The sequence below is a fragment of the Streptomyces sp. NPDC088707 genome, assembly GCF_044752725.1.
GTDB lineage: Bacteria > Actinomycetota > Actinomycetes > Streptomycetales > Streptomycetaceae > Streptomyces.
In genome coordinates this window covers 952,047-977,798 of the sequence record NZ_JBIVLV010000001.1, presented here as the reverse complement: position 1 = coordinate 977,798, position 25,752 = coordinate 952,047, and the positions used below count along the sequence as shown (strand labels likewise).

The 25,752-nt window shown below is 72.4% G+C and carries 23 protein-coding genes and 2 pseudogenes; 11 read left to right on the top strand and 14 right to left on the bottom strand.

Annotation, left to right across the window (positions count from 1 at the left end; all coding sequences use genetic code 11):
• The first annotated feature begins 85 nt into the window (after nt 1–85).
• The 3 genes from ACIP84_RS04285 (at nt 86) to ACIP84_RS04275 (ending at nt 2,770) form a co-directional block, all read left to right on the top strand.
• Nucleotides 86–1,120 carry a LacI family DNA-binding transcriptional regulator gene (locus ACIP84_RS04285; RefSeq protein WP_355965408.1) on the top strand — a complete coding sequence of 345 codons (1,035 nt, stop codon included), beginning with the start codon at nt 86–88 and terminating at the stop codon, nt 1,118–1,120.
• A gap of 44 nt (nt 1,121–1,164) precedes the next feature.
• Nucleotides 1,165–1,434 (top strand): hypothetical protein, encoded by a 270-nt coding sequence (locus ACIP84_RS04280; RefSeq protein ID WP_319314118.1) that lies wholly within the window; start codon nt 1,165–1,167, stop codon nt 1,432–1,434.
• A 148-nt stretch (nt 1,435–1,582) separates the two neighbouring features.
• On the top strand, nt 1,583–2,770 hold the full coding sequence (locus ACIP84_RS04275) for a thiolase family protein (RefSeq protein WP_355965407.1): 1,188 nt from the start codon (nt 1,583–1,585) through the stop codon (nt 2,768–2,770).
• 60 nt (nt 2,771–2,830) lie between these two features.
• Here ACIP84_RS04275 and trxA read toward each other — a convergent pair whose 3' ends face one another.
• Nucleotides 2,831–3,196, bottom strand: coding sequence for a thioredoxin (trxA, locus tag ACIP84_RS04270; protein ID WP_355965405.1), 366 nt, complete (start codon nt 3,194–3,196; stop codon nt 2,831–2,833).
• Nucleotides 3,197–3,310: 114 nt separating this feature from the next.
• Between trxA and ACIP84_RS04265 the strand changes: the two genes are divergently transcribed.
• The gene (locus tag ACIP84_RS04265) at nt 3,311–4,759 is read left to right on the top strand and encodes a dihydrolipoyl dehydrogenase family protein (protein ID WP_401794289.1); all 1,449 of its coding nucleotides are present in this window, start codon (nt 3,311–3,313) and stop codon (nt 4,757–4,759) included.
• Between the two features lie 7 nt (nt 4,760–4,766).
• On the opposite strand, the gene ACIP84_RS04260 is transcribed toward ACIP84_RS04265, so the two are convergent.
• On the bottom strand, nt 4,767–5,516 hold the full coding sequence (locus ACIP84_RS04260; RefSeq protein WP_401794286.1) for a TetR/AcrR family transcriptional regulator: 750 nt from the start codon (nt 5,514–5,516) through the stop codon (nt 4,767–4,769).
• A gap of 210 nt (nt 5,517–5,726) precedes the next feature.
• On the opposite strand from ACIP84_RS04260, the gene ACIP84_RS04255 reads away from it, so the two are divergent.
• Nucleotides 5,727–7,154 carry a purine-cytosine permease family protein gene (locus ACIP84_RS04255; protein WP_401794284.1) on the top strand — a complete coding sequence of 476 codons (1,428 nt, stop codon included), beginning with the start codon at nt 5,727–5,729 and terminating at the stop codon, nt 7,152–7,154.
• 141 nt (nt 7,155–7,295) lie between these two features.
• A complete protein-coding gene (locus ACIP84_RS04250; RefSeq protein WP_401794281.1) occupies nt 7,296–8,954 on the top strand; it encodes an amidohydrolase in 1,659 nt (552 codons plus the stop codon).
• A gap of 344 nt (nt 8,955–9,298) precedes the next feature.
• Here the strand turns inward: ACIP84_RS04250 and ACIP84_RS04245 are convergent, their stop codons facing one another.
• The 3 genes from ACIP84_RS04245 to ACIP84_RS04235 all read right to left on the bottom strand — a co-directional run bounded on the left by ACIP84_RS04245 (nt 9,299) and on the right by ACIP84_RS04235 (nt 10,894).
• Complete coding sequence (locus tag ACIP84_RS04245) at nt 9,299–9,988, bottom strand: DUF305 domain-containing protein (protein ID WP_401794279.1); 690 nt, start codon at nt 9,986–9,988, stop codon at nt 9,299–9,301.
• Nucleotides 9,989–10,080: 92 nt separating this feature from the next.
• The gene (locus ACIP84_RS04240) at nt 10,081–10,494 is read right to left on the bottom strand and encodes a DUF6153 family protein (protein WP_401794276.1); all 414 of its coding nucleotides are present in this window, start codon (nt 10,492–10,494) and stop codon (nt 10,081–10,083) included.
• A gap of 52 nt (nt 10,495–10,546) precedes the next feature.
• Nucleotides 10,547–10,894 (bottom strand): tetratricopeptide repeat protein, encoded by a 348-nt coding sequence (locus tag ACIP84_RS04235; protein ID WP_401794273.1) that lies wholly within the window; start codon nt 10,892–10,894, stop codon nt 10,547–10,549.
• Nucleotides 10,895–11,014: 120 nt separating this feature from the next.
• On the opposite strand from ACIP84_RS04235, the gene ACIP84_RS04230 reads away from it, so the two are divergent.
• Nucleotides 11,015–11,980: a pirin family protein gene (locus ACIP84_RS04230; RefSeq protein WP_401794270.1), complete on the top strand. Its 966-nt coding sequence runs from the start codon at nt 11,015–11,017 to the stop codon at nt 11,978–11,980.
• A 73-nt stretch (nt 11,981–12,053) separates the two neighbouring features.
• Here ACIP84_RS04230 and ACIP84_RS04225 read toward each other — a convergent pair whose 3' ends face one another.
• From ACIP84_RS04225 to ACIP84_RS04185, 9 genes and pseudogenes are all read right to left on the bottom strand, one after another.
• On the bottom strand, nt 12,054–12,233 hold the full coding sequence (locus ACIP84_RS04225; protein ID WP_401794267.1) for a DUF6480 family protein: 180 nt from the start codon (nt 12,231–12,233) through the stop codon (nt 12,054–12,056).
• A gap of 170 nt (nt 12,234–12,403) precedes the next feature.
• Nucleotides 12,404–14,230, bottom strand: a complete 1,827-nt coding sequence (locus ACIP84_RS04220; protein WP_355965390.1) for an ABC transporter ATP-binding protein — start codon at nt 14,228–14,230, stop codon at nt 12,404–12,406.
• Nucleotides 14,231–14,512: 282 nt separating this feature from the next.
• Entirely contained in the window at nt 14,513–14,689 is a 177-nt protein-coding gene (locus ACIP84_RS04215; protein ID WP_401794264.1) for a CsbD family protein, read from the bottom strand.
• Between the two features lie 150 nt (nt 14,690–14,839).
• Complete coding sequence (locus ACIP84_RS04210) at nt 14,840–15,211, bottom strand: hypothetical protein (RefSeq protein ID WP_355965386.1); 372 nt, start codon at nt 15,209–15,211, stop codon at nt 14,840–14,842.
• A gap of 53 nt (nt 15,212–15,264) precedes the next feature.
• The gene (locus ACIP84_RS04205; protein ID WP_401794260.1) at nt 15,265–16,218 is read right to left on the bottom strand and encodes an NmrA/HSCARG family protein; all 954 of its coding nucleotides are present in this window, start codon (nt 16,216–16,218) and stop codon (nt 15,265–15,267) included.
• Nucleotides 16,219–16,427: 209 nt separating this feature from the next.
• Nucleotides 16,428–17,693: an MFS transporter gene (locus ACIP84_RS04200; protein WP_401794257.1), complete on the bottom strand. Its 1,266-nt coding sequence runs from the start codon at nt 17,691–17,693 to the stop codon at nt 16,428–16,430.
• Entirely contained in the window at nt 17,690–19,552 is a 1,863-nt protein-coding gene (locus ACIP84_RS04195; RefSeq protein WP_401795659.1) for a condensation domain-containing protein, read from the bottom strand. Before ACIP84_RS04195 ends, ACIP84_RS04200 begins: the two co-directional genes overlap by 4 nt.
• Nucleotides 19,553–19,588: 36 nt before the next feature.
• Nucleotides 19,589–20,869 (bottom strand): annotated as a pseudogene (locus ACIP84_RS04190) (DUF6271 family protein); the annotation flags it as partial.
• 149 nt (nt 20,870–21,018) lie between these two features.
• Nucleotides 21,019–22,089, bottom strand: a pseudogene (locus ACIP84_RS04185) (phytanoyl-CoA dioxygenase family protein); the annotation flags it as partial.
• Nucleotides 22,090–22,509: 420 nt separating this feature from the next.
• Between ACIP84_RS04185 and ACIP84_RS04180 the strand changes: the two are divergent.
• The 4 genes from ACIP84_RS04180 (at nt 22,510) to ACIP84_RS04165 (ending at nt 25,748) form a co-directional block, all read left to right on the top strand.
• A complete protein-coding gene (locus ACIP84_RS04180) occupies nt 22,510–23,367 on the top strand; it encodes a hypothetical protein (RefSeq protein ID WP_401794254.1) in 858 nt (285 codons plus the stop codon).
• Nucleotides 23,368–23,518: 151 nt separating this feature from the next.
• A complete protein-coding gene (locus ACIP84_RS04175; RefSeq protein ID WP_187621233.1) occupies nt 23,519–23,752 on the top strand; it encodes an acyl carrier protein in 234 nt (77 codons plus the stop codon).
• Between the two features lie 9 nt (nt 23,753–23,761).
• On the top strand, nt 23,762–24,421 hold the full coding sequence (locus ACIP84_RS04170) for a 4'-phosphopantetheinyl transferase family protein (protein ID WP_401794250.1): 660 nt from the start codon (nt 23,762–23,764) through the stop codon (nt 24,419–24,421).
• Nucleotides 24,422–24,596: 175 nt separating this feature from the next.
• Nucleotides 24,597–25,748 (top strand): AI-2E family transporter, encoded by a 1,152-nt coding sequence (locus tag ACIP84_RS04165; protein WP_401794247.1) that lies wholly within the window; start codon nt 24,597–24,599, stop codon nt 25,746–25,748.
• The last annotated feature ends 4 nt before the right edge of the window (nt 25,749–25,752 follow it).

Here is a 25,752-nt window from a genome sequence, read left to right as displayed (position 1 = left end):
GTGACGCGTGTCAGCATTGTGTAGCACCCGTTTCCGGCCATCCGCCAGACCCCGGGCCGGATTGTTCTGGAAAGATGCCGAAGCGATGAGTCAGCCAACCGAACACACCCCCGAACGCCTCACCGGGCGCGCGGTCCCGACCAGCGCCGATGTCGCCCGTCTCGCGGGCGTCTCCCGGGCCACCGTCTCGTACGTCCTGAACAACACCTCGGCCGTCCGCATCAGCGAGCCCACCCGCCGCCGGGTGCGCGAGGCGGCCGAGGAGCTGGGGTACGTGCCGCACGCCGCCGCCCGCAGCCTGCGGGCCGGCCACAGCCGGATGGTGCTGCTCCCGACCTCCCACGTGCCGGTCGGACCGCTGTACAGCCAGTTCTTCAACGAGTTCCAGTGGGCCCTGCGGCGCCTCGACTACACCGTCGTCCAGTACGGCAGCGTCGGCCTGGAGGCCGAGGAGGCCGCCCGCGCCTGGGCCGAGCTCCGGCCGGTGGCCGTGGTCTCGCTCGGCGAGGTCCAGCTGACCGGCCAGGGCGTCGAGATCCTCAAGCGGTCCGGGGCACGGGCCGTGATCACCCTCGGCACTCAGGACGTCGAGGGCACCCACGCCCTCGTCATGGACCAGGGACGGGTGGGCGAGGTGGCCACCGCCCACCTCGTGGAGAGCGGCCGCCGCCGCGTCGGCGTCGTCATCCCCGAGGAGCCGGGCCTCGGCATGTTCTCCGGCCCCCGCCTCGACGGCGCGCGGCGCGCGGTCCACGGCACCGGCGCCACCGTCGTACCCCTGCCGCTGAGGTACGACGAGGAGTCGGCGGACGAGCTCGCGGCGCGCTGGCGGGAACTCGGCCTCGACGCCGTCTTCGCCTACAACGACGAGTACGCGATGCTCCTGATGCGGGCGCTCCAGGACGCCGGCCTGGCCGTGCCGGAGGAGGTCGCGGTCGTCGGCGCGGACGATCTGCTGCTCGGTCGGCTGCTGCGGCCCCGGCTCAGCACCGTGCGGATCGACATGGTGCTCGGACGTGAACTCGCGGAGCTGGTCGACCGGGCCGTCCGGGAACCGGAGGTCCCGCCCCGCACCCGCGCGCTGCTCGCCTCGCGGGTCGTCCGGCGCGAGTCCAGCTGACCGGCCGCCCGGCGGGCGGGCGGCCGAGCGCTTAGCGTCGATCCATGAGCACAGTTCCGCAGCGTTTCGAGATCCTGCTGGTGCCCGCGCACGTCGAGGACCGGGGCGGCGCCGCCGTGACGGACAGCGCCGTGCGCACCGCCCTCGTGGAGGCCACCGGCCGGCACGGCGAGTCGGGTTATCCGATCTACGAGGGCCACGGCATCAGGGCCGACATCGACCCCGAGACGCGCACCGTGGAGGCGCTGCTCGTCGACGGACGCGAGCTCGACTACGGCCTCACGGCCCTCGCCCGCCCGGCGGGACGCGACTGACCTGGGGCGTCCTGTCCCGAAGGAGCCCGTTGACAGGGCGGTCCGACGGGCAGAGACTCTGCGCGCGCGCCAAGACGTGAGTGTGCGGGGCGAGAGTCCTGGCACCAGGCGAACAGAGTCGTTCCGAAGGTCACGTGGGAGAGAACCGATGAGCATCCGCGACGTCTACATCGTCGACGCCGTCCGCACCCCGATCGGGAAGTTCGGGGGTGCCCTCGCCTCGGTACGCCCCGACGACCTCGCCGGGCACGTCGTCCGGGCCCTCGTGGACCGCACTCCCGCGCTCGACCCGGCGCGCGTCGACGACGTCTACTTCGGCGACGCGAACGGCGCCGGCGAGGACAACCGCGACGTCGCGCGGATGGCCGTGCTGCTCGCCGGGCTGCCCGTCTCCGTGCCCGGCGTCACCGTCAACCGCCTCTGCGGCTCCGGCCTCGAGGCCGTCATCCAGGCCGCCCGCGCCATCGCCCTCGGCGACGCCTCCGTGGCGATCGCCGGCGGTGTCGAGTCGATGTCCCGCGCCCCGTGGGTCCTGCAGAAGCCCGAGCGGGCCTTCCCGGCGGGCCACCAGCAGCTGCACTCCACCACCCTCGGCTGGCGCATGACGAACCCGCGCATGCCCGCCGAGTGGACGGTCCCGCTCGGCGAGGGAGCGGAGCTGATCGCGGACAGGCACGGCATCACCCGCGAGCAGCAGGACGCCTTCGCGCTCGCCAGCCACCGCAAGGCGGCGGAGGCCTGGGCGAAGGGCCTGTACGACGACGAGGTCGTCCCCTACCCGGGGGTGGAGCTCGCCCGCGACGAGTGCATCCGCGACTCCACGTCGCTGGAGGCCCTCGCCAAGCTGAAGCCCTCCTTCCGTCCCGAGGGGGGCACGGTCACGGCCGGCAACTCCTCCCCGCTCAACGACGGCGCCGCCGCCCTGCTGCTCGTCGACGAGGACGGGCTGCGCGAGACCGGCCGGGAGCCGCTCGCCCGGATCCGCACCTCCGCGGTCACCGGCATCGAGCCCCAGCTCTTCGGCCTCGGCCCGGTCGAGGCGGTCCGGCGGGCCCTGGAGAAGGCGGGTCGGTCCTTCGCCGACCTGCGGACCTTCGAGCTCAACGAGGCCTTCGCGGCCCAGTCCCTCGGCTGCCTCGCGGAATGGCCGGAACTCGACCCCGAGATCGTGAACCCTCGCGGTGGAGCCGTCGCCATCGGCCACCCGCTGGGTGCCTCGGGCGCCCGGCTCGCCGGATCGGTCGCCCACCAGCTGGCGGCGGCCGGCTCGGGCACCGGGCTGGCCGCCCTCTGCATCGGCGTCGGCCAGGGCCTCGCCCTGGTCCTGGAGCGCTGAGCGCCCGGAGAGCACGCGAAGGGGGTACGGGAGCGGCTCCCGTACCCCCTTCGCGGTGGATCACTTCTGCTTGGCGTCCTCGACGGACTTGCGGACCTCGTCCATGTCCAGTTTCCGTGCCTGGCCGATGACGTCCTCCAGCGCGGCCTCCGGCAGGGCGCCGGGCTGCGCGAAGATCGCCACGTTGTCGCGGACGATCATCAGCGTCGGGATCGAGCGGATCTCGAACGCCGCCGCCAGCTCCGGCTGCGCCTCCGTGTCCACCTTGGCGAAGACCAGGTCCTCGTGGCGTTCGGAGGCCGCGTCGTAGACCGGGGCGAACTGACGGCAGGGACCGCACCAGGAAGCCCAGAAGTCGATCAGGACGAAGTCGTTCCCACTCACGACCTCGTCGAAGTTGTCCTTGGTGAGCTCTACGGTGCTCATGTTCCTACCTTTCGGGGATCTCCTGGCGGTGTCCTCACGGTCCCCTGGGGACTCGCCCCGCACAACGGCGTATCGAGCCGCGCTATTCCGCACCGCTGAGCCAGACTGTCACCCATGACACGAACGGTGGACAGCGAGCACGAGCACGAGTACGACGTGGTGGTCCTGGGGGCCGGCCCCGTGGGCGAGAACGTCGTCGACCGGGTGCGGGCCGCCGGCCTCAGCGCCGCGATCGTCGAGAGCGAGCTGATCGGCGGCGAGTGCTCGTACTGGGCCTGCATGCCCAGCAAGGCCCTCCTTCGTCCCGTGATCGCCCGCTCCGACGCCCGGAAGGTGGCGGGCCTGCGCGAGGCGGTGCGGGGGTCCCTCGACGCCCGGGAGATCTTCGCCCACCGGGACGAGGTCGTCGGCGACTGGACGGACGACGGCCAGGTGGACTGGCTCGACTCGATCGGCGTACGGATCTTCCGGGGCCACGGCCGTCTCCTCGGGCCGCGCCGGATCGAGGTCGCGGGCCCCGAGGGGGAGCGCCACGTCCTCACCGCCCGCCACGCGGTCGCCGTCTGCACCGGCAGCCGCGCCGTCCTGCCCGACCTGCCCGGCCTGGCCGGGGCGCGCCCCTGGACCAGCCGGGAGGCGACCAGCTCAGACCGGGTGCCGGGGCGGCTGATCGTGGTCGGCGGGGGAGTCGTGGGCGTCGAGATGGCGACCGCCTGGCACGCCTTCGGGTCGCAGGTGACGATGCTCGTACGGGGCGGGGGACTGCTGCCCCGGATGGAGCCCTTCGTCGGCGAGCACGTGGCCGCGGCGCTCACCGCCCGCGGCGCGGACATCCTCACCGGCGCCTCGGTCACCGCGGTCGTACGCGACGGCGGTACGGGACCGGTCACCGTGGTCCTGGAGGGCGGCGACCACGTCGAGGGCGACCAGGTGCTGTTCGCGACCGGCCGGGCACCGCGCACCGAGGACATCGGTCTGGAGAACGTCGGCCTGAAGCCGGGCTCCTGGCTCGACGTCGACGACAGCCTCAAGGTCACCGGCACCGACTGGCTGTACGCCGTCGGGGACGTCAACCACCGCGCGCTCCTGACCCACCAGGGAAAGTACCAGGCCCGGATCGCCGGCGCGGCGATCGCGGCCCGCGCGCAGGGCACGGAAGCCCTGGACGAGTCGACCTGGGGTGCGCACGCGGCCACCGCCGACCACGCCGCCGTACCGCAGGTGGTGTTCAGCGACCCCGAGGCGGCCGCCGTCGGGCTCTCGCTCGCCGAGGCGGAGCGGGCGGGCCACCGGGTCCGGGCCGTGGACCTCGACATGAGCAACGTCGCCGGGGCCGGGCTCTACGCCCAGGGCTACCAGGGGCACGCCCGGATGGTCGTCGACCTCGACCGCGAGGTGATCCTCGGTGCCACCTTCGTCGGCCCGGGCATCGGCGAGCTCGTCCACTCGGCGACGGTCGCAGTCGTCGGAGAGGTCCCGATCGCCCGCCTGTGGCACGCCGTACCGTCGTACCCGACGCTGAGCGAGGCGTGGCTGCGCCTCCTGGAGGCCTACCGGGGCTGACGGGCCATCACGACGCGGCGCTGTCCGGGGTGTTGCCGGTGGCGGCCGGTTCGTCGCCGGCGCGGCCCGGGACGTCGCGGCCCGCGCCGGGGACGTCGCGGCTCACTCCCGGGACGTCCTGGGCACCGCCGGGGACGTCGTCGGCGCCGGAGGCGTACGGGGTGACCAGCGCCCGTACCGCCGACCTGGCCACCTCGAGGGCGGGCCGAGGATCGCGTCCCGACGCCTGGCCCAGGACGACCCGGGTGCTCAACCCGTCGAGCAGGGCCAGGAGTTCGGAGGCGCGTGCCGCGGCGTCGAGCGGGGCGAAGCGCCGCCGCGCGACGCCCGCCGCAAGGAGCGCCTCCAGGTCCTCGTGCCACCCCCGGTCCAGCTCCTCCTGGGCCTCGCCGAGCGCGCTGTTGCCGGGGGTGCGGGCCCACAGCTCGATCCACAGGGTCCAGCGCGGATCGCGCGGCCCGCGCGGCAGGTAGAGCCGCAGGAACCGGTCGAGCTTGCGCTCGGCCGTGATCCGCCGGGACAGCAGCGCACGGCGCTCCTCGGCCAGTGCGGCCTCGCTCCACCGGAGCGCGGCGAGCAGCAGCAGGTCCTTGCTGCCGAAGTAGTACAGGATGTGGCCGCCGCTCGTGCCGAGCCGCTCCGCGAGCGCCGACATCGTGAGCGAGGAGAGGCCGTCCTCGGCGATCGCCGTCATGGCCTCCTCCAGCATCCGTTCCTGGGTGACGTGCCCGTCCCGCCGTCGTGCCGCCCCTGCCACCGCCGCTGTCCCCGTTCCGTCGATCCACCGGTGCCTCTGCTGGACCGACCTTAATCGCAACCGCCCAAGGTCTTGACGTGGCCGGAACTCATCGCACATCTTGAATGCCATTCAAGAAGTTAGAACGTCATTCAAGACGCATGCGCGACGGTGCTCACGACGGCGTTCACGGCAGCGTCCGCGACGACGCTCAGGATCAGGAGGTGCGCAGTGCCCGGACACGAGACGGCGCCCGGAACCACGGGAGCCACGGCGACCACGGCCCGGGACGAGGTGTTCCAGGTCGAGGAGCACGGGATCGACCCCATCCCCGACGCCGAACGCCACGGCAGCGCCAAGGACGTCTTCTGGCTCTGGTTCGGCTCGAACCTCACCTTCACCTACGTGATCAACGGCGCCCTCGCCGTCGCCTTCGGGCTCTCCTTCTGGCAGGCCACCGCCGTCGTCGTGATCGGCGGCCTCTCCTTCCTCGCCATCGGCGCCGCCGGCCTCAGCGGCGTCCGCACCGGCACCGCCACCCTCGTCATCTCCCGCGCCGCCTTCGGCCTGCGCGGCAACTGGCCGGCCGGTCTGCTCAACTGGATCGTCAGCATCGGCTACACCATCGTCAACACCGTGGTGGGCACCCTCGCCCTCGAAGCCTTCTTCGCCGACCTCGGCTGGAGCGGCGGCTCCACCAGCCGCGCCCTCGCCCTCGGCGTCACCCTCGCGCTGACCTTCGCCGTCGCCCTCTGGGGCCACGCCACCGTCCAGTTCGCCGAACGCTGGATGGCCTACGTCCTCGCCGTCGGCTTCGCCGCCCTGCTCGTCCTCGTCCTGCCGGGCGCCGACACCTCCGCACCCTCCGCCGCGCCCGGCGCCGCCGGCTGGAGCCTCGCCTTCGTCGTGATGCTCGCCGGGCCCTTCTCGTACCTCCCCATGCCCGCCGACTACACCCGCTATCTGCCCCGCACGACCTCCCTCAAGGCCGTGACCTGGAGCGGAGCCCTCGGCGGCTTCGTCTCCTCCGTCGCCCTCGGGGTCGCCGGGGTGGCCGCGGCGACCCAGACCGACATGACCGACGCCGTCGCCGGGACCGAGAGCCTGCTCCCCGGCTGGTTCCAGCCGCTCTTCCTCGCCCTGGTCCTCGGCGGGTCCGTCACCAACTCGATCATCACCCTGTACTCGTCGAGCCTGAACCTCCAGGTCCTCGGCATCCCCTGGAGCCGGGCCCGCGCCATCGTCATCAGCGCCGCCGTGACCGCCGCGGGCTCCCTCGGCGCCCTGTTCCTCACCGACTTCACCACGTCGCTCCTCGCCTTCCTCTCCCTCCTGATCATCGTCTTCGCCCCCTGGGGCGGGGTCTTCCTCGCCGACATGGTGCTCCGCCGCTGTACGTACGACTCCGCCGGACTGCACGCGAGCACCGGTGGCGCCTACTGGTACCGCTCCGGCTGGCACCCGCCCGGCCTGATCGCGCTCCTCGCGGGCCTGCTCTTCTCGGCGCTGACCTGCGACTCCGAGCTGTGGACCGGCCCGCTGGTCGCCCCGCTCGGCGGCGCGGACCTCACACTGCTCGGCGCGGGAGTCTCGGCGCTCGTCTACGTGCTCCTCGCGCGCCGCACGGTCGCACCGGAACCGGCGTCCGTTCCCGCCTGAGTCCACGGTCGCACCGGAACCAGCGCCGGTACCCGCCTGAGTCCTCGGGCGCACCGGATCCGGCGTCGGTACGCCCCTGAACCCCCGGGCGCCCCGAACCGCATGAACACCCCTCGTACGCACGTCACGGAGTCACCCCGCATGAACAGCACCGCCACCTCTTCCTCCGCCGACCTCCTCCTCACCGGCGCGCGGATCCACACCGTCGACCCCGCCCTCCCCGAGGCCGAGGCCCTCGCCGTCCGCGACGGCCGGATCGTCTGGATCGGCTCCGACGCGGAAGCACGCGCCTGGGCCGGGCCCGGCACCCGGGTTCTCGACGCCGGCGGACGGCTCGTCCTGCCCGGCTTCGTCGACGCCCACAACCACGTCCGCCTCGGCTCCGACGACGCCTGCGTCCAGCTCGCAGGCGCCCGCACCCTCGACGCGATCCACGACCGCATCCGCGCCTGGCACGCCGCGCACCCCGACGCCGAGTGGATCGAAGCCGAGGCCTTCGACTACTCCGCCGTCCCCGGCGGGCGCATGCCCACCGCCGCCGATCTCGACCCGGCCACCGGCGACACCCCCGCCCTCGTCCTCAGCTACGACGTGCACACCGCCTGGCTCAACACCGCCGCCCTCCGCAGGCTCGGCGTCGACCGCGACCACACCGACCTCCCCTTCGGGCGGGCCGTCACCGACCCCACGACCGGCGAACCCACCGGATTCGTCAAGGACTTCGCGGTCAAGGGGCTGTCCCGCGCAGGCCACCGCGCCCTGCGCGAGCTCGGTGTCCCCTGGGCCGCGCCTGACCGGCAGTACGGCCGGCTCGCCAAGAGCCTCGACGACGCCATCGGCTTCGGCATCACCACCGTCGTCGAACCCCAGAACTCCCTCGACGACCTCGCCCTCTTCCAGCGTGCCCGCGCCGAGGGCCGCCTGCGCTCCCGGATCGTCGCCGCGCTTTTCCACCCGCGCGGCACGACCGACAGTGACCTGGACGAATTCCGTTGCGTGGCACAGGAGTTCGCGGACGACCGGCTGCGGGTCGGACCGCTCAAGCTGTACATCGACGACGTCGTGGAACCCCGTACGGCGGCCCTCCTGGAACCGTACGCGGGCTGCGCCCACCACCGCGGCGACACCTTCTACCCGCCCGAGGAGTTCGCCGAGCTGCTCACCCGGCTCGACGCCCGCGGCTTCCAGTGCTTCGTCCACGCCACCGGCGACCGGGGCATCCGGACCGTGCTCGACTCCGTCGAGCGGGCCCGCGCCGCCAACGGGCCCCGCGACGCCCGCCACCAGATCGTCCACGTCGAGTGCCTCGACCCGGCCGACACCCCGCGGTTCGCCGAACTCGGCGTCGTCGCCTGCATGCAGCCCCGGCACGCCGCCCCGGACATCGCGGGACCGGGCCAGGACTGGGCCGAGAACGTCGGCCCCGACCGCTGGCACAAGGCCTGGCCACTGCGCAGTCTGAGTGAGGCGGGCGCCGTCCTCGCCCTCTCCAGCGACTGGAACGTCGCCGAGATGGACCCCATGGTCGGCATCCACGCCGCCGTGACGCGCCGCCCGCCCGGTGGCGGGGAGGCGTGGACGGCGGGGGAGACGATCGACGTCGAGACCGCGGTCGAGGGCTACACGATGGGCTCGGCGTACGCCAACTTCCTGGAGGACGAGCGGGGTTCGCTGACGGTCGGCAAGCTGGCCGACTTCGTCGTGCTCTCCCGCGACATCCTGCGTATCGCCCCGGAGGAGATCCCGGGCACGGTGGCGGAGACGGTCGTGGTGGGCGGCGAGGTGGTCGTGGAGCGCTGAGCGGGGGAGCGCGGGCGCGAGGGGACCCGGCCCCGGGCCGCGGCCGACCGGACCCGAGCCGGCTGCGGCCGACCGGAGCCGGCCCCGGCCGCGGCCGATCCGACAGGCCCGGACAGCGGCCGACCCGACCGGCCCGTGCTGCGGCCGACCCGGGTCGGGATCACAGGGCTCGGTACCGGTCGGTGGTCTCCGCCCGCGGCCTTCACCGCCATCCGGCGTTCGAAGGCCCGGCCCGCGTCCCGTGACTCGTACACCCCGTCCCGGAGGGGGACGGGCCGCCCGGGGCACGCGGCCGGGTCCGGGTGCCGGGGTGCCAGGTGTACGGGAAGGCGAGCCGGACCGGGTCAGAGCCGGTCGAGGACCTTCCTCAGGGCGGCGACCTCGTCGGACTGGGTCCGAACGACGTCGTCGGCGAGCGCCTTGGCGGTGGGGTTCTCGCCGTTCCTCTGCTCGTCCTTCGCCATGGCGACGGCGCCGTCGTGGTGGGCGATCATCAGCTCGGCGAACGTGCGGTCGAAGGCCTTGCCCCTGACGGCGGCGAGGTCCTTCATGTCCTGCTCGGACATCATCCCGGCCATGCCGTGGCCGCCACCGCCACCGGCGCCGTGACCGGCGGACTCGGGCTTGCCCCAACCCTTGAGCCAGGCCCTCATCTTCCGGATCTCCGGGGCCTGGGCCTGCTCGATCGCGGTGACCAGCTTCCTGATCTCGGGGTCCTCGGCCCGGCCCTCGGCGAGCTTCGCCATCTCCAGGGCCTGCTCGTGGTGGGGGATCATCATCTGGGCGAACATGACGTCCGCGTCGTTGAAGGCGCCGGGTGCGCCGGGTGCGGCGGTCGCCTCGGAGGAGCCGGAACCGGAGACGGACGGGGTGGCCGACGGGGAACCGGAGGCGGACGTCTTGGCGGACGTGGCGCCGTGGTCCATTCCGCTCTTGCCGTCGGCCGTGCCGCAGGCGGTGAGCAGCAGCCCGGTCGCGGTGGCGGCGCCGACGAGGGCGAACATCCTGGTGGTACGGCGGGTGAAGGAACGCATGGGTGATACCTCGTGTGCTGGTCGTACAGACGGAAAGGGGCAGGCCGAAGGCGTTCACGGGCAGCGCGAGGCGCCCGCGGTCGCGGTACGGCCTAGATCCGCAGGACGGACAGCTGGGCGAGGTCGGGAGGGAGGGGTGGGGGCGCGTGCGGTCCCAGCGCGGGTGTCAGCCGCGCGAGCAGCAGGGTCAGCCAGTCGGGGCGGCGGCGGAGCGCGGCCCGCACGAGCCCCGCGAACAGCCAGCCGGCGAGGACGGCCACGCACAGGGTGGTCATGTCCGTCCCCGGACCCGGCTCGTGCCCCGCGTCGGTGCCGGATCCCTCGTCACCGTGGTGGGTGGCGGAGTGGTGGGCGGACGCCGCACCGGTGCCCGTGCCGCCGCCGGACCCCTCGGGGTGGCCGACGGCGTGCATCAGGAACACCCCGAGCGCGAGCACGACGACGAGCAGAAGGTGCGCCAGGGCACCTTCTGCTCGTCTGCGGCGTTCCGCTCGGTGTGTACGCACGACCAGGACCTCCTGGTCGGCGAATATACCGGACGGGGGTATCAGGAGCGCGTCAGGGCTGCGGTGTCTCGCCCGACATCGCGGCGGCCATCCGCAGATGCGGGGCGGCCTCGTCCGTGCGCCCCAGGCGCTCCAGGGTGCGGCCCAGCATCAGCCGGGCGTAGTGCTCGACCGGGTCCCGCTCCAGGATCGCCCGCAGCTCGGTCTCGGCCCGGGAGAGCTGGGCGGAGTGGTAGTAGGCGCGGGCGAGAAGGAGCCGCTGGGCCGTCTGCTCCGGGTGCTCCGCGACCAGCCCGGTGAGGATGCGGACGGCTGTTCCGTACTCCTTCGCGTCGAAGAAGAGCCGGGCGCGGTCCCAGCGCTCGCCGGCCGTTCCGAACTCGTAGTACGTGTCGCTCACTTGCTCGCCCTTTCCCGAGGCCCGGATCTGCCACCCTGTGGGGTGGTCGACCACGTCAACACACCGAGATGGTTGAACATTCCACAATGGGTGCCGTCTCCGGACAGGAACAGGTTGAGCATGAGCAATCTTGATCGTCAGGCCGCGCTGACCGTGTGCGGCGGCCGCGGATTCGTCGTCGCCGAGCCGGTACGGGAACTCCTCAGCCCCCGCCACGTCCAGCTCGGCGAGTCGACCGAGGTCCGCCGACTGCTCCCGAACCTGGGCCGGCGGATGGTCGGGGCCTGGGCGTTCGTCGACCACTACGGTCCCGACGACATCGCCGACGAACCGGGCATGCAGGTTCCGCCGCACCCGCACATGGGACTCCAGACCGTCAGCTGGCTCCACGACGGCGAGGTCCTGCACCGCGACTCCACCGGAAGCCTCCAGACCATCCGGCCGCGCGAGCTGGGCCTGATGACCTCGGGCCGGGCCATCTCCCACTCGGAGGAGAGCCCGCGCCCGCACGCCCGCTACCTCCACGGCGCACAGCTCTGGGTGGCGCTCCCCGACGCCCACCGCCACGTGGAGCCGCACTTCCAGCACCACGCCGACCTGCCCCGGATCGCGAGCCCCGGCCTGACGGCCACGGTGATCCTCGGCGAGCTCGACGGCGCCGCCTCGCCCGGCACGACGTACACCCCGATCGTCGGCGCCGACCTCGCACTCACCTCCGGCACGGAGACCCGCCTCCCCCTGGACCCCGACTTCGAGTACGCGGTCCTCGCCATGTCCGGCGAGATCCACGTCGACGGCGTCCCGGTCCTGCCCGGCTCCATGCTCTACCTCGGCTGCGGCCGCACCGAACTTCCCCTGCGCGCGGCCTCCGACGCCGGTCTGATGCTCCTCGGCGGCGAACCGTTCGAGGAGGAGATCGTCATGTGGTGGAACTTCGTGGGCCGCACCGACGAGGAGATCCGCGAGGCACGCGAGGCCTGGACGACGGGCACCCGCTTCGGCGACGTCAAGGGCTACGACGGCGACCCCCTGCCGGCCCCGGAGGTCGCGGCGGCCCATCTGAGGGCCCGAGGACGCGTGCGCTGACCTGGGGGCAACCCCAGTTCGTCGCGCGGGTGCGCCGTGGACGCGGGTCTCGTACGGCAAGTGGCATCCGCAGTCAGAAGGCGAGGGTCCGGAAGATGAAGAAGAGCCCTCCCATGACCGCACCCAGTGCGATCAGGGAGAGCCAGACCATCGGGTGCTCCCAGACGCCGCCGTCAGCGCGCTCCTGGTGGGCCGAGGACGTGGAGCCCTCCGCTGGCGGGGTCTCCTGGGGCGGTACGAGCGGCTGAGTCATGGCCTCTCCCAAGGTGGTGCGGGACGGCGCTCGGCCGCCGGTCACTCCACCGTCCCTCGAACCCCTGGGGCCCGCCACGCGCGTCGATGGTGCGTCGAAGTCGCGCGAAGTCGCGCCTTCACGACCGCCCGGTCACGGAGGGTGGGCGTGCCGCCACGCCCACCGGGCCCTTACACCTGCTCCGCCCTGGTCGCGGTGTCGTCGAGAAAGCCGCCCGACTGGTGCTGCCACAGCTTCGCGTAGGCGCCCTCCGCGGCGAGCAGTTCGTGATGCGTGCCCTGCTCGACGATGCGACCGCTGTCGAGGACGACGAGCCGGTCCATGGTGGCGACCGTGCTGAGCCGGTGCGCCACCACGAGCGCCGTCCGCCCGTCCATGAGACGCCAGAGCGCGTCCTGTACGAGGATCTCGCTCTCGGAGTCGAGGGCGCTGGTCGCCTCGTCCAGCAGCAGGATCGGCGCGTCCCGCAGAATCGCCCGCGCCAGGGCGACCCGCTGGCGCTGGCCGCCCGACAGCTTCACCCCGCGCTCTCCCACCATCGTGTCGAAGCCCTCGGGCAGGGTGTCGACGAACTCCGTGACGTGGGCGGCCTCGGCCGCACGGCGGATCTCGGCGTCGGTGGCGTCCGGCCGGGCGAAGGCGATGTTCTCCCGCAGCGTGCGGTGGAACATCGCCGGGTCCTGCGGCACATAGGCGATCAGGCTGCGCAGGTCGGTCTGCCGCAGCCGGCTGATGTCCTGTCCGCCGATCGTGATCCGACCGCCGTCGATGTCCGTCATCCGCAGCAGCAACCGGGTGAGCGTAGTCTTGCCTCCGCCGGACCGGCCGACGAAGCCCACCTTCGCCCCGCTGGGCACGGCCAGTTCGAGGCCCTCGAAGAGCGGCTTCGCGCCCGCGTGGGCGAAGGTCACCTGCTCGAAGCGCACGTCGGCGCCGTCGGAGAGCAGCGGTTCCGGCTTCTCCGGGTCCTGTACGGTCGGTGGGGTCCGCAGCAGTTCGGTGAACTGCGCGGCTTCGGTCATCGAGCTCTCCAGGCGGCGGTAGATCTGATTGAACTCGAACATGATCCGGGTGGCGTTGGAGTAGTAGGTGAAGGCGACGACGACGGCCTCGACGCCGTGTTCCCCGACGCCGAGCGAGAGTGCGAGCACCAGGCCGAGGACGTTGGTCAGCACGGACATCGGTGCGATGAGCGTGTCGATGCGCAGGTTGCCGTAGTCCCATGAACGCAGCGTGAGGCGGCGCGACTCGGCCACCCGGGAGCGGTGTTCGGCCGCCTCACGTTCCTCGGCGGCGAACGACCTGACCGTGTCCATGTTCATCAGGCTGTCGGCGACGTGCCCCGACACCCGGGCGATGGCCTCCTCGCGTCGGTCGACGAGCGCCTGGCGGCGACGGATCAGCGGCCGTACGCACAGCGTCGTGACCGCGATCATCGTCAGGAGACCGACCACGAGCAGGGGTTCGTACGTCCAGAGCACCACCGACGCGAACATCAGGGGCACGAACTTGCCCATCACCGAGAAGGTGAGCGTGTCGACGAACTCCTCGAACCGCGAGGCGAAGCTGAGGACCCGCTTGGTCAGCGAGCCGGCGAAGTTGTCGTGGAAGAAGGCGGCGTCCTTGGCGAACAGCGCGTCCATCCCGATCACGTACAGGTGCTCGATGCCGAGGGCGTCCAGACGGTTCAGACAGTGCAGCCCCACGCGCCACAGGGCCTCGGCGAACAGCAGCACGCCGGCGAAGCCGAGGACGTACGGCAGTATCGGGCCGATGTCACCGCCGACGCCGCCTCCGGTGTCCCCCGCGATACGGCCGACGAGCTTGGCGACGATCAGCGGCACGATGTAGAAGATCCCGATGTTGCCCAGTGCCGGGAGCAGCATCGCGGGCACGGTCCACCGTTTGAGGCGGATCAGCTCCTGTGTGTAGAAACGAAGCGCGAGGAGCACCGAGCCCCTGCCCGGCGAACTCTTGCGCGATTCGGGTGTTCCCATCCAATCCTGCCTTTCGGATCAAAGTGGACAGGATGGGCAGTTTTTCAAGTGAGGACGCACGCCGTCCAAGGGTTTTCCCGGATAACCGGCCTGAATCGTTACCTCGTTGACAGGGCATCAGGTGGGAGACGAATGATCCCGCGGCCCAGCGCGGCGCAGCGTCGCCGAGCGGCGCGTCCCGGGTCGTGCGGCGGAGGAGTAGATCCTTCCGCCCGCTCCGGCGGGCTGGGGCCGATGACGGTCAGGCCTGACCGCCAGAGCCCTCGTCAGGAGCGAGCCGTTTCACTTCATGTCGTCGCGTGCCTTCCGCGCGCTCTCGTGCACCCGCTCGATGGCCGCTCGGGCCTCGGCCGCCATCTGGTCGGCCTTGCCCTCCGACTCCAGGCGCGCGTCTCCGGTGGCCTTTCCCGCGGCCTCCTTGACGGTCCCCTTGCCCTTCTGCACGGTGCTCTTGCGCATGACCGGAATCCTTCCGTCGCATCCCCGCGCAGGGTCCGCTTCCCCTACAACGGGCCACTGCCCCTACTGCCGGGGTTCATGCGGCGGACTCCTCGCACGGTCGTGGGCGGCGACCGCCCGGCGAGGGTCCTGGCGTCCCGTGCCGGGGGGTCAGTCCGCCCTGCGCCGTGCCGCCGCGCTCCTCCGTCGGGCCACCGCACCCAGCAGCAGCCGCATCAGGCACACCGCGGTGACCACCCACACCGCGGCGAAGAGCCACAGCGGGCCGGACGACGAGGACGCGGCCGCGAGGAGGAACAGGGCCACGCAGGCGATGCCGAGGACGGCGGTGAACCAGCCGAGGCGAGGGCGCAGGGCCCCGCCCCGGGTGCCGCCCCTGCCTGCCGTCCCCGCGACGGTGTGTCCGAGGGAACGCAGCCTGCGATCGAGGGACACATCGCTGCGAAGGCCCGCCTCGATCCCGTCGAGGATCTTCTGTTCCTGCTGGGTGAGCTTGGGAAGCCTGGGATTGGGATCGTGCATGACGAACTCCCGTCGAGCGTCGAGCGGTCCGGCCACCGTCACGGCGGCACCGGTCACGTCCAGGTGGTGCGCAGACGGTCCCGGTGTGCCGCGAGCCATGTGCCGAAGTCCTGGAGGGCGGGGTCGAGGCCCCGGACAGCGTCGATGTCCCGGGCCTCCGTGAAGTGCTGCTCGCAGTCCGTGTAGTACTGGAACATGTTCCCCGACTCGTCCGCGCCCGGGAATCCCTGCGCACGCCATTCGTCAGGAGTGAGGGGTCGGTAGCGCACCGGTTCGCCGAGCGCTTCCGTGAGGGCCGCGGCCATGTCGGCGACCTTCAGGTGCTCGCCGGCGATGCTGACCGTCGCCGCGAGGAGATCCGTACCGCGTGCGAAGACGGCCAGTGCCGTCCTGCCGACATCGTCCACGGCCATCCCGGAGAGCCTGGCGTCACCCATCGGGTACGTCAGCCACAGGGCCCCGTCCGCGCCCCGCTGCGGGGCGAAGGCGGCGAACAGGTTCTCCCAGAAGAAGGTGGTGCGGAGGAACGTCGTCGGCACGCCCGCGTCGAGGAAGAAGTGGTCCGCCTCCGCCTTGCCGTCGAAGTGCGGGACCTTGTAGTGCCCCTGGAGCGTCGGCATCCGCTCGTCGTCGAGGGGTACGCACGTGCGGGTGTCCTCGAGCGTCGACCAGATCGCGTGCTGCACCCCCGCGTGCGAGGCGGCCCGTGCCAGCGCTTCGGCCTGGGCCTTCTCCCGCTCGGCGGACATGTGCTCCCAGAAGTTCGTCATGAGGAAGGCGCCGTACGCGTGCTCGAAGGCGGGGCCGAGGCTCGACGGGTCGTCCATGTCGCCCCGTACGACCTCGGCGCCCAGCCGCTCCAGTTCGGCGGCGGGGTCACCGTCGGGGTGCCTCGTGACGGCACGGACCGTGAAGGCCCCGTCCCGGTCCGTCAGAACGGCCCGTGCGAGGCCACCGCCCTGCTGTCCGGTCGCGCCGAACACCGCGATGATCTTCTTGGCGGTCATGACTGGAATCGCCTCACAGCTGCGTGCGGAACCCAGGGAGCCCGCGGGCTCTCTCTGAGCGTGTGCCCGGGAACGGCGCCCGCATGCGAGCGGCGGCCGGACACCGCGGACACGACAGCCCCGCGGCGAGGGCGTGGCCTCGGTCTCGTACCCGGCCTCGGACGCGGTCTCCGGCTGTGCGAGGAACCGGCGCGACCGGCGGGCAGGCGCTACGTACCCGCGACCGGAGTCGGTGACTCCTTCGGTGCGCGTCCCAGTGCGCGGATCGCGGGCACGGAGAGCATGACACCGATGAGTGCGATGCCCATGACCGACGAGAACAGCAGCACCCGGTCGGCGCCGTACGCGTCCGCCGCCGGGCCGGCCAGGGCTCTGCCCAGGGGGATGACCATGATGGAGCCGGCCACGTCATAGGCCGAGACGCGGCTCAGGACGGCGAGCGGAATGTGCGACTGCACGCTCGTCGCCCACATCACGCCCCAGAACGCGAACCCGCAGCCCGCCACGACGCCGGTGAGGGCCGTCACCGTGAAGGACCAACCCAGAGCCGGGGCAAGGGGGTTGAGAGTGAAGAAGAACATCGCGCAGGCCCCCGCGACCAGCGGGCGCGTCGGGCGGACCCGCATGCCGAGCAGGCCGCCGACGATCGTGCCGGCGCCGTCGGCCGAGGCGATCCAGCCGTAGCCGCTCGCCCCGTGCTGTTCGGTGAGCAGTGCCGCGCCGAGCGGCAGCGCCGGGCCGAAGACGAACAGGCCGTACACCGCCCACACCGCGATGACCCCCCACAGCCACGAGCGCGACCTGAACTCGTGCCAGCCCGTGGCGAGTCGGTGCCACATCGGGTCGTCGCTCTCGTCCTTGGCGGTGCCGAGCCTGCGCAGCGGCGCCAGTCCGAGCGCGCTCATCGCGTACGCCGCCGCGATGACCACGAACGAACCGGCCACGTTCCAGTAGGCCACGAGAAGGCCCGCCACACCCGGCCCGAGCAGGGTGCAGATCGCCTCGGAGATCCGCAGCAGCGCGTTGGCCCGCTGGATGTCCTCGGCGACCTGGGGGACCAGACTCGCCAGACCCGGCTGGAACATCGCGGTCGCGGCGCCGCTGAGCGCGAGGAGCGCCATGATGTGCCACAGCTGGACGTCCGAGCCGATGAGCAGCACCGCGAGCGCCAGCATGGCCACCATGCGCACCACGTCCGCGCCGACCATCATCACCTGCGGGGTGAACCGGTCGGCGAGCACGCCGCCGAACAGCACGAGCAGCACGATCGGCGCCATCCACGCGGCCAGCGCGTATCCCACACCGGCCGCCCCGTACCCCGCGCCGAGTACGGCGGTCGTGAGCGACACCATCAGCATGCCGTCGGCGAGCAGTGAGGTGCTGCGCGCCGTGAAGAACAGCCGGAAGCGACTCGATCGCCACGGGCTGGGCGGAGAGTCCTGCTCCCGCTGCGCGGTTGCCTCATCCATCGTCATGTCACATCCCGGTCCCGGCCGGTCCCTTCCCTGAGAATCTGCTGCCGGAGCCAGGCGCTGGTGCGGTCCGCCTCCGCCGGCGGGTTCTGGACGATCACGTACCGGCGCGGGGCCAGCAATCCGGGGCGGCCGGGGAGCGCGTCCATGAGTGCGGTGTGGGCCTGGGCCGGTGTCAGCGGGGTGTCGCCGACGGCGATGAACGCCGTCAGGGCCCCGCCCCACGGCGGCGTGCCGTGCGGGGCCGTGCCGTCGTGCGTCGCGTCCGGGGTGCTGCCGTGCGGGGCCGTGCCGTCGTGCGTCGCGTCCGGGGTGCTGCCGTGCGGGGCCGTCGCGTCCGGCGTGCTGCCGTCCGTGGCCCCATCCTCCGCGGCCTCCGGCGCATCGGCGGTCACGTGTACGGGCAGGCCCTCCAGGGCCTCGCTCAGCGTCCGCGCCACGAGCGGCGGTGACGTCCAGGACCCGTCGACCCGGCACCACAGCGGCCCGCGCTCGACCGGACGGACACCCGTCACACCGGTCAGCGACGCGAGCGGTACGTCGTCCGTGGCGGCCGCCTCCAGGAGCCGTACGAGACCTGTCAGGAAGGCCTCCGCCTCGTCCCGCTTGAACAGCGCGGGATCCACCCAGGTGCTCAGGTGGAGCAGCGGGTCGGTCGCGTGGACGAAGGTCAGGACACGGGTCGGCAGCACCTGGTCCGGGCCCCAACTCAGCTCCAGTCCAGGGCCGGTGGGTTCGGCCGCCTTCGGGTCCGCCGCGTCCTCCCCGGTCGCGGACGTGACCGTCGCGGGCAGCGTGCTGACGTCGTTGAAGACGACGTCGCGCGCGAACCGGCTGCCCCGTTCGTGCGTCGTCCTCCCGATCATCTCCCAGAGGGCCGCCGCGTCGAACTGGCTGTGCCGGTACGCGTTGAGCGCCGCCCCCCAGGCCTTCTTGAGCAGGGCGTCGAACGTCGGTACCCGGACGTCGAGGGAGAGCAGCGCGTCCTGGGACAGGGTGTTCACCGAGCGGGTGAGCCGGGGGTGGTAGCGGTTGGACGTCGGGACGGCGGCCACGCACGCGTGCTGGTCCGCGCGGTGGGCGACGAGCGCGCACCACGCGGTCAGCAGCACCGTGGACGGCATGCTCCCGGTACGCGCGGCCACGAGCGCGAGGGCCCGCGCGCCCCGCCGCGACCGGAGGGTGAGCTGCGGCGTCCGCACCTCGGTCCCCCCGGCGCCCGGCTCGGCGAACATGGCCTGGGGTCCGGTGCGGATGATCCGCTCCCAGTGCCGCAGCGAGGCCTCGGACTTGCGGAGCCCGGCGGGGCTCGCCTCCTCCGCGGCGAGGTCGAGCGGAGTGAGCGACGCCGGTGGCGGGAGGGTCTCACCGGCGAGGATGCTCCGCCACTCCTCCTTGAGGATCCCGAGGGCGCCGACGTCGGTCACGGCGTGGCTGGCCGCCATGGACACGAAGGCGGGCGCGCCGGACCGGGCCACGAGGGAGATACGGAGGGGGAAGTCCCGGTCCAGGTGGAAACGTTCGGAGCGGGCCCCTCGAGCCAGTGACTCGGCATACCCGGCGGGGTCGTCCGGCAGGTCTTCATGATCGAGGACGGTGACGGTGAACGTCCCCTCGGCCGCGACCACTTGCTCCCGGGGCGCGCTCCCGACCGTGTGCGGGAACGTCGTGCGCAGTGCCTCGTGCCGTATCGCGAGCGCCCGGAGGGCCTCGACCGTGGCCTCCGTCCGGGTCCCCTCGGGGACGGGCCACACGTCGTGGATGTTGATGTGCTCCGGCTCGTCCCGCAGCATGCAGCGGATCATGTTGGCCTGCCCCATGGTCACGGGGCCCCGGCGCTCCTCGCCCCCGGCGTACGCCACGGTGAGGGTGCGGGCGCTCCCCGGGGTGACCGCCCGGCTCGCGCGGGCCAGGGCCTCCCATGCGTCGGTCAGCAGGGCGAACTCCTCCATGTCCTGTCGTGCCTCGTCGAGGAGCTGCTCGCGGAGAGGGGCAAGGGCGTCGGCGGCGGTGGTGTAGCGGCCCCCCAGGGAGCGGAAGGAGCGGTCGAGGACGTCGAGCCGTGCCGCGTTCTCCGACCGGTCCACCCGGGTGCTGTCCCTGGCGAAGCCGGCGACGACGGAGGCCCGGACGTGGCCCTCGGCGTCGAGCAGTGAGTCACCGGCCTCCTTCATGGCGGCGTACACCGAGGCGAAGTGCGGGGTGGACAGGAGGTACTTGGCGAACCGACGCTGGTAGGCGAGGAATCCCGCGTCCGAACGCCGCTCAGCCGTATGGAAGTTGACGATGTGCCGGTTGTGCAGGACGCCGGGCAGGCGGGCGGCCTGGACGAGGTGGATGAGGAAGTAGTCGCTGCCGATGGTGTCGGTGGCGGGCGGCAGCGGCACTCGCCCGTACACCTCGCGGTCGAAGGCGATGTTGCACATGTCCACGCGCGTCGGGCTGACGCTCGTGAGCGTCGTCCGGTCGCCGGTGTACGCGGCGGTCCCGGCGCCCCGGAAGGACTCCGCGATCAGGTTCCTGCGCCAGATCTCCGGGTAGCCGGCGGGGATCGACAGGCCGATGACGTCCTCGTAGATCCCCGGGTCGAGTCGGCGGATCTCCTCGACGTCCACGGACATCTCGCCGACGAAGGAGCCGCCGACCACGGCCACCGGTCGGTCCGCGCAGGCGGGGTCGAGCCTGCTCCGGGAGACCAGACCGGCCACGTCGGCGGCCCGCAGCCCCAGGGCGGTGAGCTCGTGGTGGAGCGGGAAGACCGGTTCCCCGGCCAGGTACTGGTAGCGGCTGTCCGAGTCGCGGCGGTGGACCGACGCGCAGCCCAGGGCCTCCGCGAGGAGGAAGGCGCGGTTGGTGCACGCGCCGTAGGAGACGCGGTCCGGCAGCATCAGGCCGAGCACGCGGTCCGGCGCCGGCACGCCGGACCGGGCGATCACCACTCGCAGGAAGGTCCGCTGCTCGTCCTCGTCGAGGTGGTGCACGACCACGCCGGGGACCGTGGGCAGCGAGGCGACGACCGCGCGGTGCTCGGCGACGGTCGCCGCGTCGGAGGAGTCCAGGACGAGGAGCCGCACCTCGACACCGAACGCACGGGCGCCGTAGGCGGCCTCCTCGGCCACGGCACGGAGGGTCGCGCCGCAGGCCCGGTCGGTGGGCAGGGTCAGGCAGACACGGCGCACGCCGGCTCCCCGCCCTGGCCGGGGACGGAGGCGGCGCCCGCCCCCGTGGCCTCACCCACGCCCGCACCCGCACCCACGCCCACGCCCGAACCCCCGCCCGAACCCGAACCCGTACCCGCGCCCGAACCCGTACCCGTACCCGCGCCCGAACCCGCGCCTCCGTCGGCCGTCGAGGCGTCCCCCGCGTCCTTCCACGAGGTGAGTCCCAGCAGACGGCTGCCGAGGTCGTTCAGGGTGGCCGTGGGGTACCGCTTGGACTCGTGGAGCACGGGGTCGCCGACGAGGGTCCGGTTCCAGCGCGGGGTCCGCAGGTGCCGCCAGGAGTCGACGCGGGACCGCCTGAGCCGCTCGTGCTCTTCGAGCGCCGGCATCATCGACAGGTACTGGACCGCCCGTACCTGGTTCTCGGACACGTTGCGCGCCACGCCGTGGGCGAGCAGGCCGTTCCAGATCAGCAGGTCGCCGGGGTGCAGATCGGGGCGTACGACGGGGAACTCGGTGCGGTCCACGGCGGGGCGCAGCGGGTCGCGGTCGGCCGGCTGGGCGACCTTCCACTCCTCGAACCGCCGGAACAGCTCCGGGTTGCACTGGAAGCCGCCCGACTCCGGCCGGGTCTCGTTGAGCGCGATGATCCCCTGCACCCGCTGCGGAGGGACCCCGAGCGTGGTGTCGATGTCCCAGTGCAGCTCGATGTCGAAGCCGCGGTCCGTGGGCTCGATGAGGGCGCGGTCGCGGTTCCGGGTGTTGGGCGGGTTGAGGTTGAGCCGGTCCTGGGTGACCCACAGCTCCTCGCAGTCCCAGACGTCCACGAAGGCGTCGTAGACGCGCTGCGCTTGGCGGTTGTCCCAGAGGAGCTGGTGGTGGTACGCCTCCACGAAGCCGTAGACGTGCAGCTGCTGGTCCAGCTCGGAGCGGAACGGCCGGTCCTCGTACCAGCTCTCCGGTCTGTCCGGGTCGAGACCCTGGAAGTCCCACGTGAAGTCGAGCAGGCGCTTCGCCGCCTCCGCCGGGATCGCCTCGCGGACGATGACGTAGCCGTACGTCTGCCAGTGCGCGAAGTCCTCCTCGGAGAGCACCCGCAGCGGCCGTGACTTCTTCAGCTCCCGCAGCGTGGTCTGGGCGAGGTAGGACTCGCCGTCCGCGCTGAAGTACGGCAGGTCCGAGGCCGCCCGGTGGAGGTGGGGGCGGCGGCGGGGGCGATGGGGTGCGGGCGTCGTCATCTGGTCCCTCCAGGGCGGGAGTCGGGGCACGCGTTCCCCGGCCGGTGGACAGCACGGAGAAACCCTCGGCGCGGAGCCGGGGGCGAGTGGCATGGACGGACGGAAGGGCGGACGTCGGGTGGACGGAACGGACGCACGGCGGCGCCCGGCGTGGGATGTCGGAGCCGCGCCGTTCAGAACAATTGGTTTAGACCATACCTGCTGTCAAGTGACGTCTCAATATGCGGAGTTGCATGTGACAACCTCTCGGCTTTGGTCTAGACAACCTGTGCGAGGCTGACCTAGTGTCCCCTTGCGCGGTCCGGTCCCGCAGGGACGTCAGCCGGCTTCATCGCTGCTGCGCTTCGCGGTCGACGGCGACCACATCCATGGGCGTTCACCCGCATCCCGGTTCGCCCACGCCCAGAGGGAGCGGTTTCCATGAGCACACCCAGCGCCACGGCCCTGCCGGACGGCGGCCTGAAGAGCCCCGGCGCGGGCCTGATCACCCTGGACCCGGTGCGGACCGCGCTCCTGCACGGACTCGACGAGCTGCTCACCGGTCTCGCCACACGGCTCTCGGCACCCGAGGTCGTCGGTCCGCCGCTGCTCTCCGTGGAAGGCCTGACACGCCTCGACTTCTTCCGCAACTTCCCCCATCTCGGCGTCTCCGCCGGGCGGTTCGCCCCGGACGCGCTCGACGGACTCGCGGCCGGTGAGACGCCGGGGGAGCTGCCCCTGCGGCCGACCGGCCATCTGCTGCCGTCCGCGACCTGCTACGGACTGCTGCTCTCCCTGGAGGGCCGGGACGTCGGCGAGGAAGGCCTCCGCCTCTCCGCCACCGGCCGCTGCTTCCGCAACGAGACCCACTACGACGGCCTGCGCCGCCTGTGGGGCTTCCACATGCGCGAGGTCCTGTACCTCGGCACCAAGCAGGGTTCCGTCGAACACCTGGAGCGGGGAGCCGAGTTCATCCTCGAAGCGGCCGCCCTCCTCGGCCTGGAGCTGAACAGGGCCGTGGCCGACGACCCCTTCTATGACAAGGGTGGCTCCCGGGCCAGGCTGATGGCGCTCGACCCGGTCAAGCACGAGTTCTGCGCCCCCGACGGCACGGCCATCGCCTCCGTGAACCGGCACCGCAACTTCTTCGGCGAACGACTCGACATCCGCGCGGGCTCGGAGGGACCGGCGTACAGCGCCTGCGTCGCCTTCGGGATCGAGCGCTGGATCCACGCGATGATCCTCGCCCACGGCACCCCCGAACAGGCCCTGGACCGGCTCCACGACGCCCGCGTCTGAGGCGAGGCCGCGGCTCCACGAGGCCCGCGTCCGAAGCGAGGCGGCGGCGCCGGGCGCCTCACGCAGCCCGGTCTCCGCATCCCGCATCCCGCAATCCTTCATCCCTCTCCCGTTTCCCCACGCCAGCTGTGAGCAAGGAGCGACCCTCCCCATGGAACGCATCGCCGAGTGGCTTCACGAGAAGAACCCCGGCCTCGACGGTCCCATCGCCCACGACGAGGACCTCATCGAGGCGCGTCTCATCGACTCGATGGACTTCCTCGAGTTCATCGACCTCCTGGAGGAGCTCTCCGGGAACACCATCGATCTCCAGGAAGTCACCATCGACGACTTCCGCACCCTCGGGCGCGTCCGGGAGCGCTTCCTGAGCGCCGCCGCCGGCTGAGCGTTCCCGATGACGGACGGTCCGGAGCCGGACCGGGACAGGGCGCTGGCCGTCGTGGCGACGACCCCGGAGGTGCTGGCCCATCCCGATCTGGACGAGGGTCTGCTGGCCCCGTGGGAACGGCGTCGTCTCGCGGGGATACGGCTGCCGAGCCGCCGGGACGACGTACTGGCGGCGCGCCTCCTCGTGCGGCTGTGCGTCGCCCGTGTCACCGGCCTTCCGCCGGACACGCCGGCCCTCGCCCAGCGGTGCCCGGGGTGCGGAGGGCACGGCCACGGGCGCCCGTACCTGCAGGGCAGGCCCGGCGTGGGCGTCAGCCTCAGTCACGCCGACGGTCTTGTCGCGGCCGCCGTGGGCCCGGGCGCGATCGGCATCGACGTCGAGCCCGCGACGCGGCGCCCCGGCCCCGTCCACGTACTCCGCCGTCTCCTCCCCGACGCGGACTTCGCGGAGGCCGCGGCCCGACCGGACTCCGGCCCGGCGCTGCTGCGCCTGTGGGTCCGGGCGGAAGCCCGACTGAAGGCCGGCCGGACCGGGCAGGCAGGGCAGGGCGAGCAAGCAGGGCAGGTCGAGCAGGGCGACATTCGGCTCCTCGACTGGACGGACCGCCCCCGTGGCGCCGTCGCAGCCGTGGCCTGTACGACGCGGATCACGATCGCCTCCGTCTGACGATCCGCCCCGCCACCACCCCAGGGGGTCCCTTCGTGTCCCTCCGGAAGGCACCGGGTGCTCCGGTGCGTGTCCTCGTCGATACGGCGCCGACGCACCGCCGATCGGCGGAGTTCCCGGCGCCCGGCCTGTGATCCTGACGACAGGAGGTCGTCGCGGGTGGTAGGTCGGTGGGATGCAGCCAGGCACATCGACGACGGTCATGGTCAGCCCCTTCCTCCGTACGGCCGCCGCGTACGCGTGGCGGCTGCTCGTCGTCGGCGTGCTGGTCTACAGCCTGTTCGCGGTACTCGGACGCTTCCACGAGATCGGTGTGGCCCTCTTCCTCGGGCTCGTGATCACCGCGCTGCTCCGTCCTCTCGCCGATGTGGTCTCCCGGGGGCTGCCCCGGCCCTTCGCCGTGGCGCTCACCCTCCTCGGCAGCATCGCGCTCGTCCTGGGCGTGCTCGCGCTGGTCGGGGAGGCGGTGGCGGGGGAGCGGACGACCCTCGTGCGCGAGTTCCGGGTGGGGGTCGGCCGGATCGAGGACTGGCTGGAGCGGCCGCCGTTCCGGCTGAACCCGGGGGCGTTGAGCGACCTCCAGGCCAAGGTCGGGGAGTACCTCTCCAGTCATCGCTCGGCCCTGGTCAGTGAGGCGGTGAGCGGCGCCCATCATGTGGTGGCCGTGCTGACGACGCTGGCCCTCGCCGTGTTCTCCGCGGTGTTCTTCATCCACTCCGGGGACCGCCAGTGGGCCTGGTTCCGTCAGCAGCTGCCCGGATCGGTCCGCGAGCGGGTGGCGGTGGGCGGGCGCGCCGCCTGGCGGACCTTCACCGGCTACACCCACGGGATCGTCCTCGTGGCGGCGGTGAACGCGGTGCTCGTCGGGATCGCCCTGTGGCTCCTCGGCGTGCCTCTCGCGGTGCCGCTGGCCCTCCTGGAGTTCGTCGCCGCGTTCGTGCCGTTGATCGGCTCTCCCATCGCCCTGGCGGTCGCCGCCGTCGTGGCGCTGGCCTCGCAGGGTCCCCTGGTGGCCGCGATCGTCATCGGCCTGATCGTGGTGATCGGCCAGATCGAGGGCCACCTGCTGCATCCGCTCGTCATGAGCTGGGCCGTACGGCTCCACCCGCTGGTAGTCGCGATCTCGGTCATCGCGGGCTCGATCGCCGCGGGCATCGTGGGTGCCGTGGTGGCCGTCCCCCTGGTCTCGGTGGTCTGGTCGGTGCACACGGCGCTACGGGATGCCCGCGCGGCGGCGGCAGGGGCCGGGGCGGCGCCCACGGAGGGCGACGCGGAGCCGGCAGAGGACGACGCGGCAGGGGATGAAGCCGAGCCCACGGAGGACTGAGGCC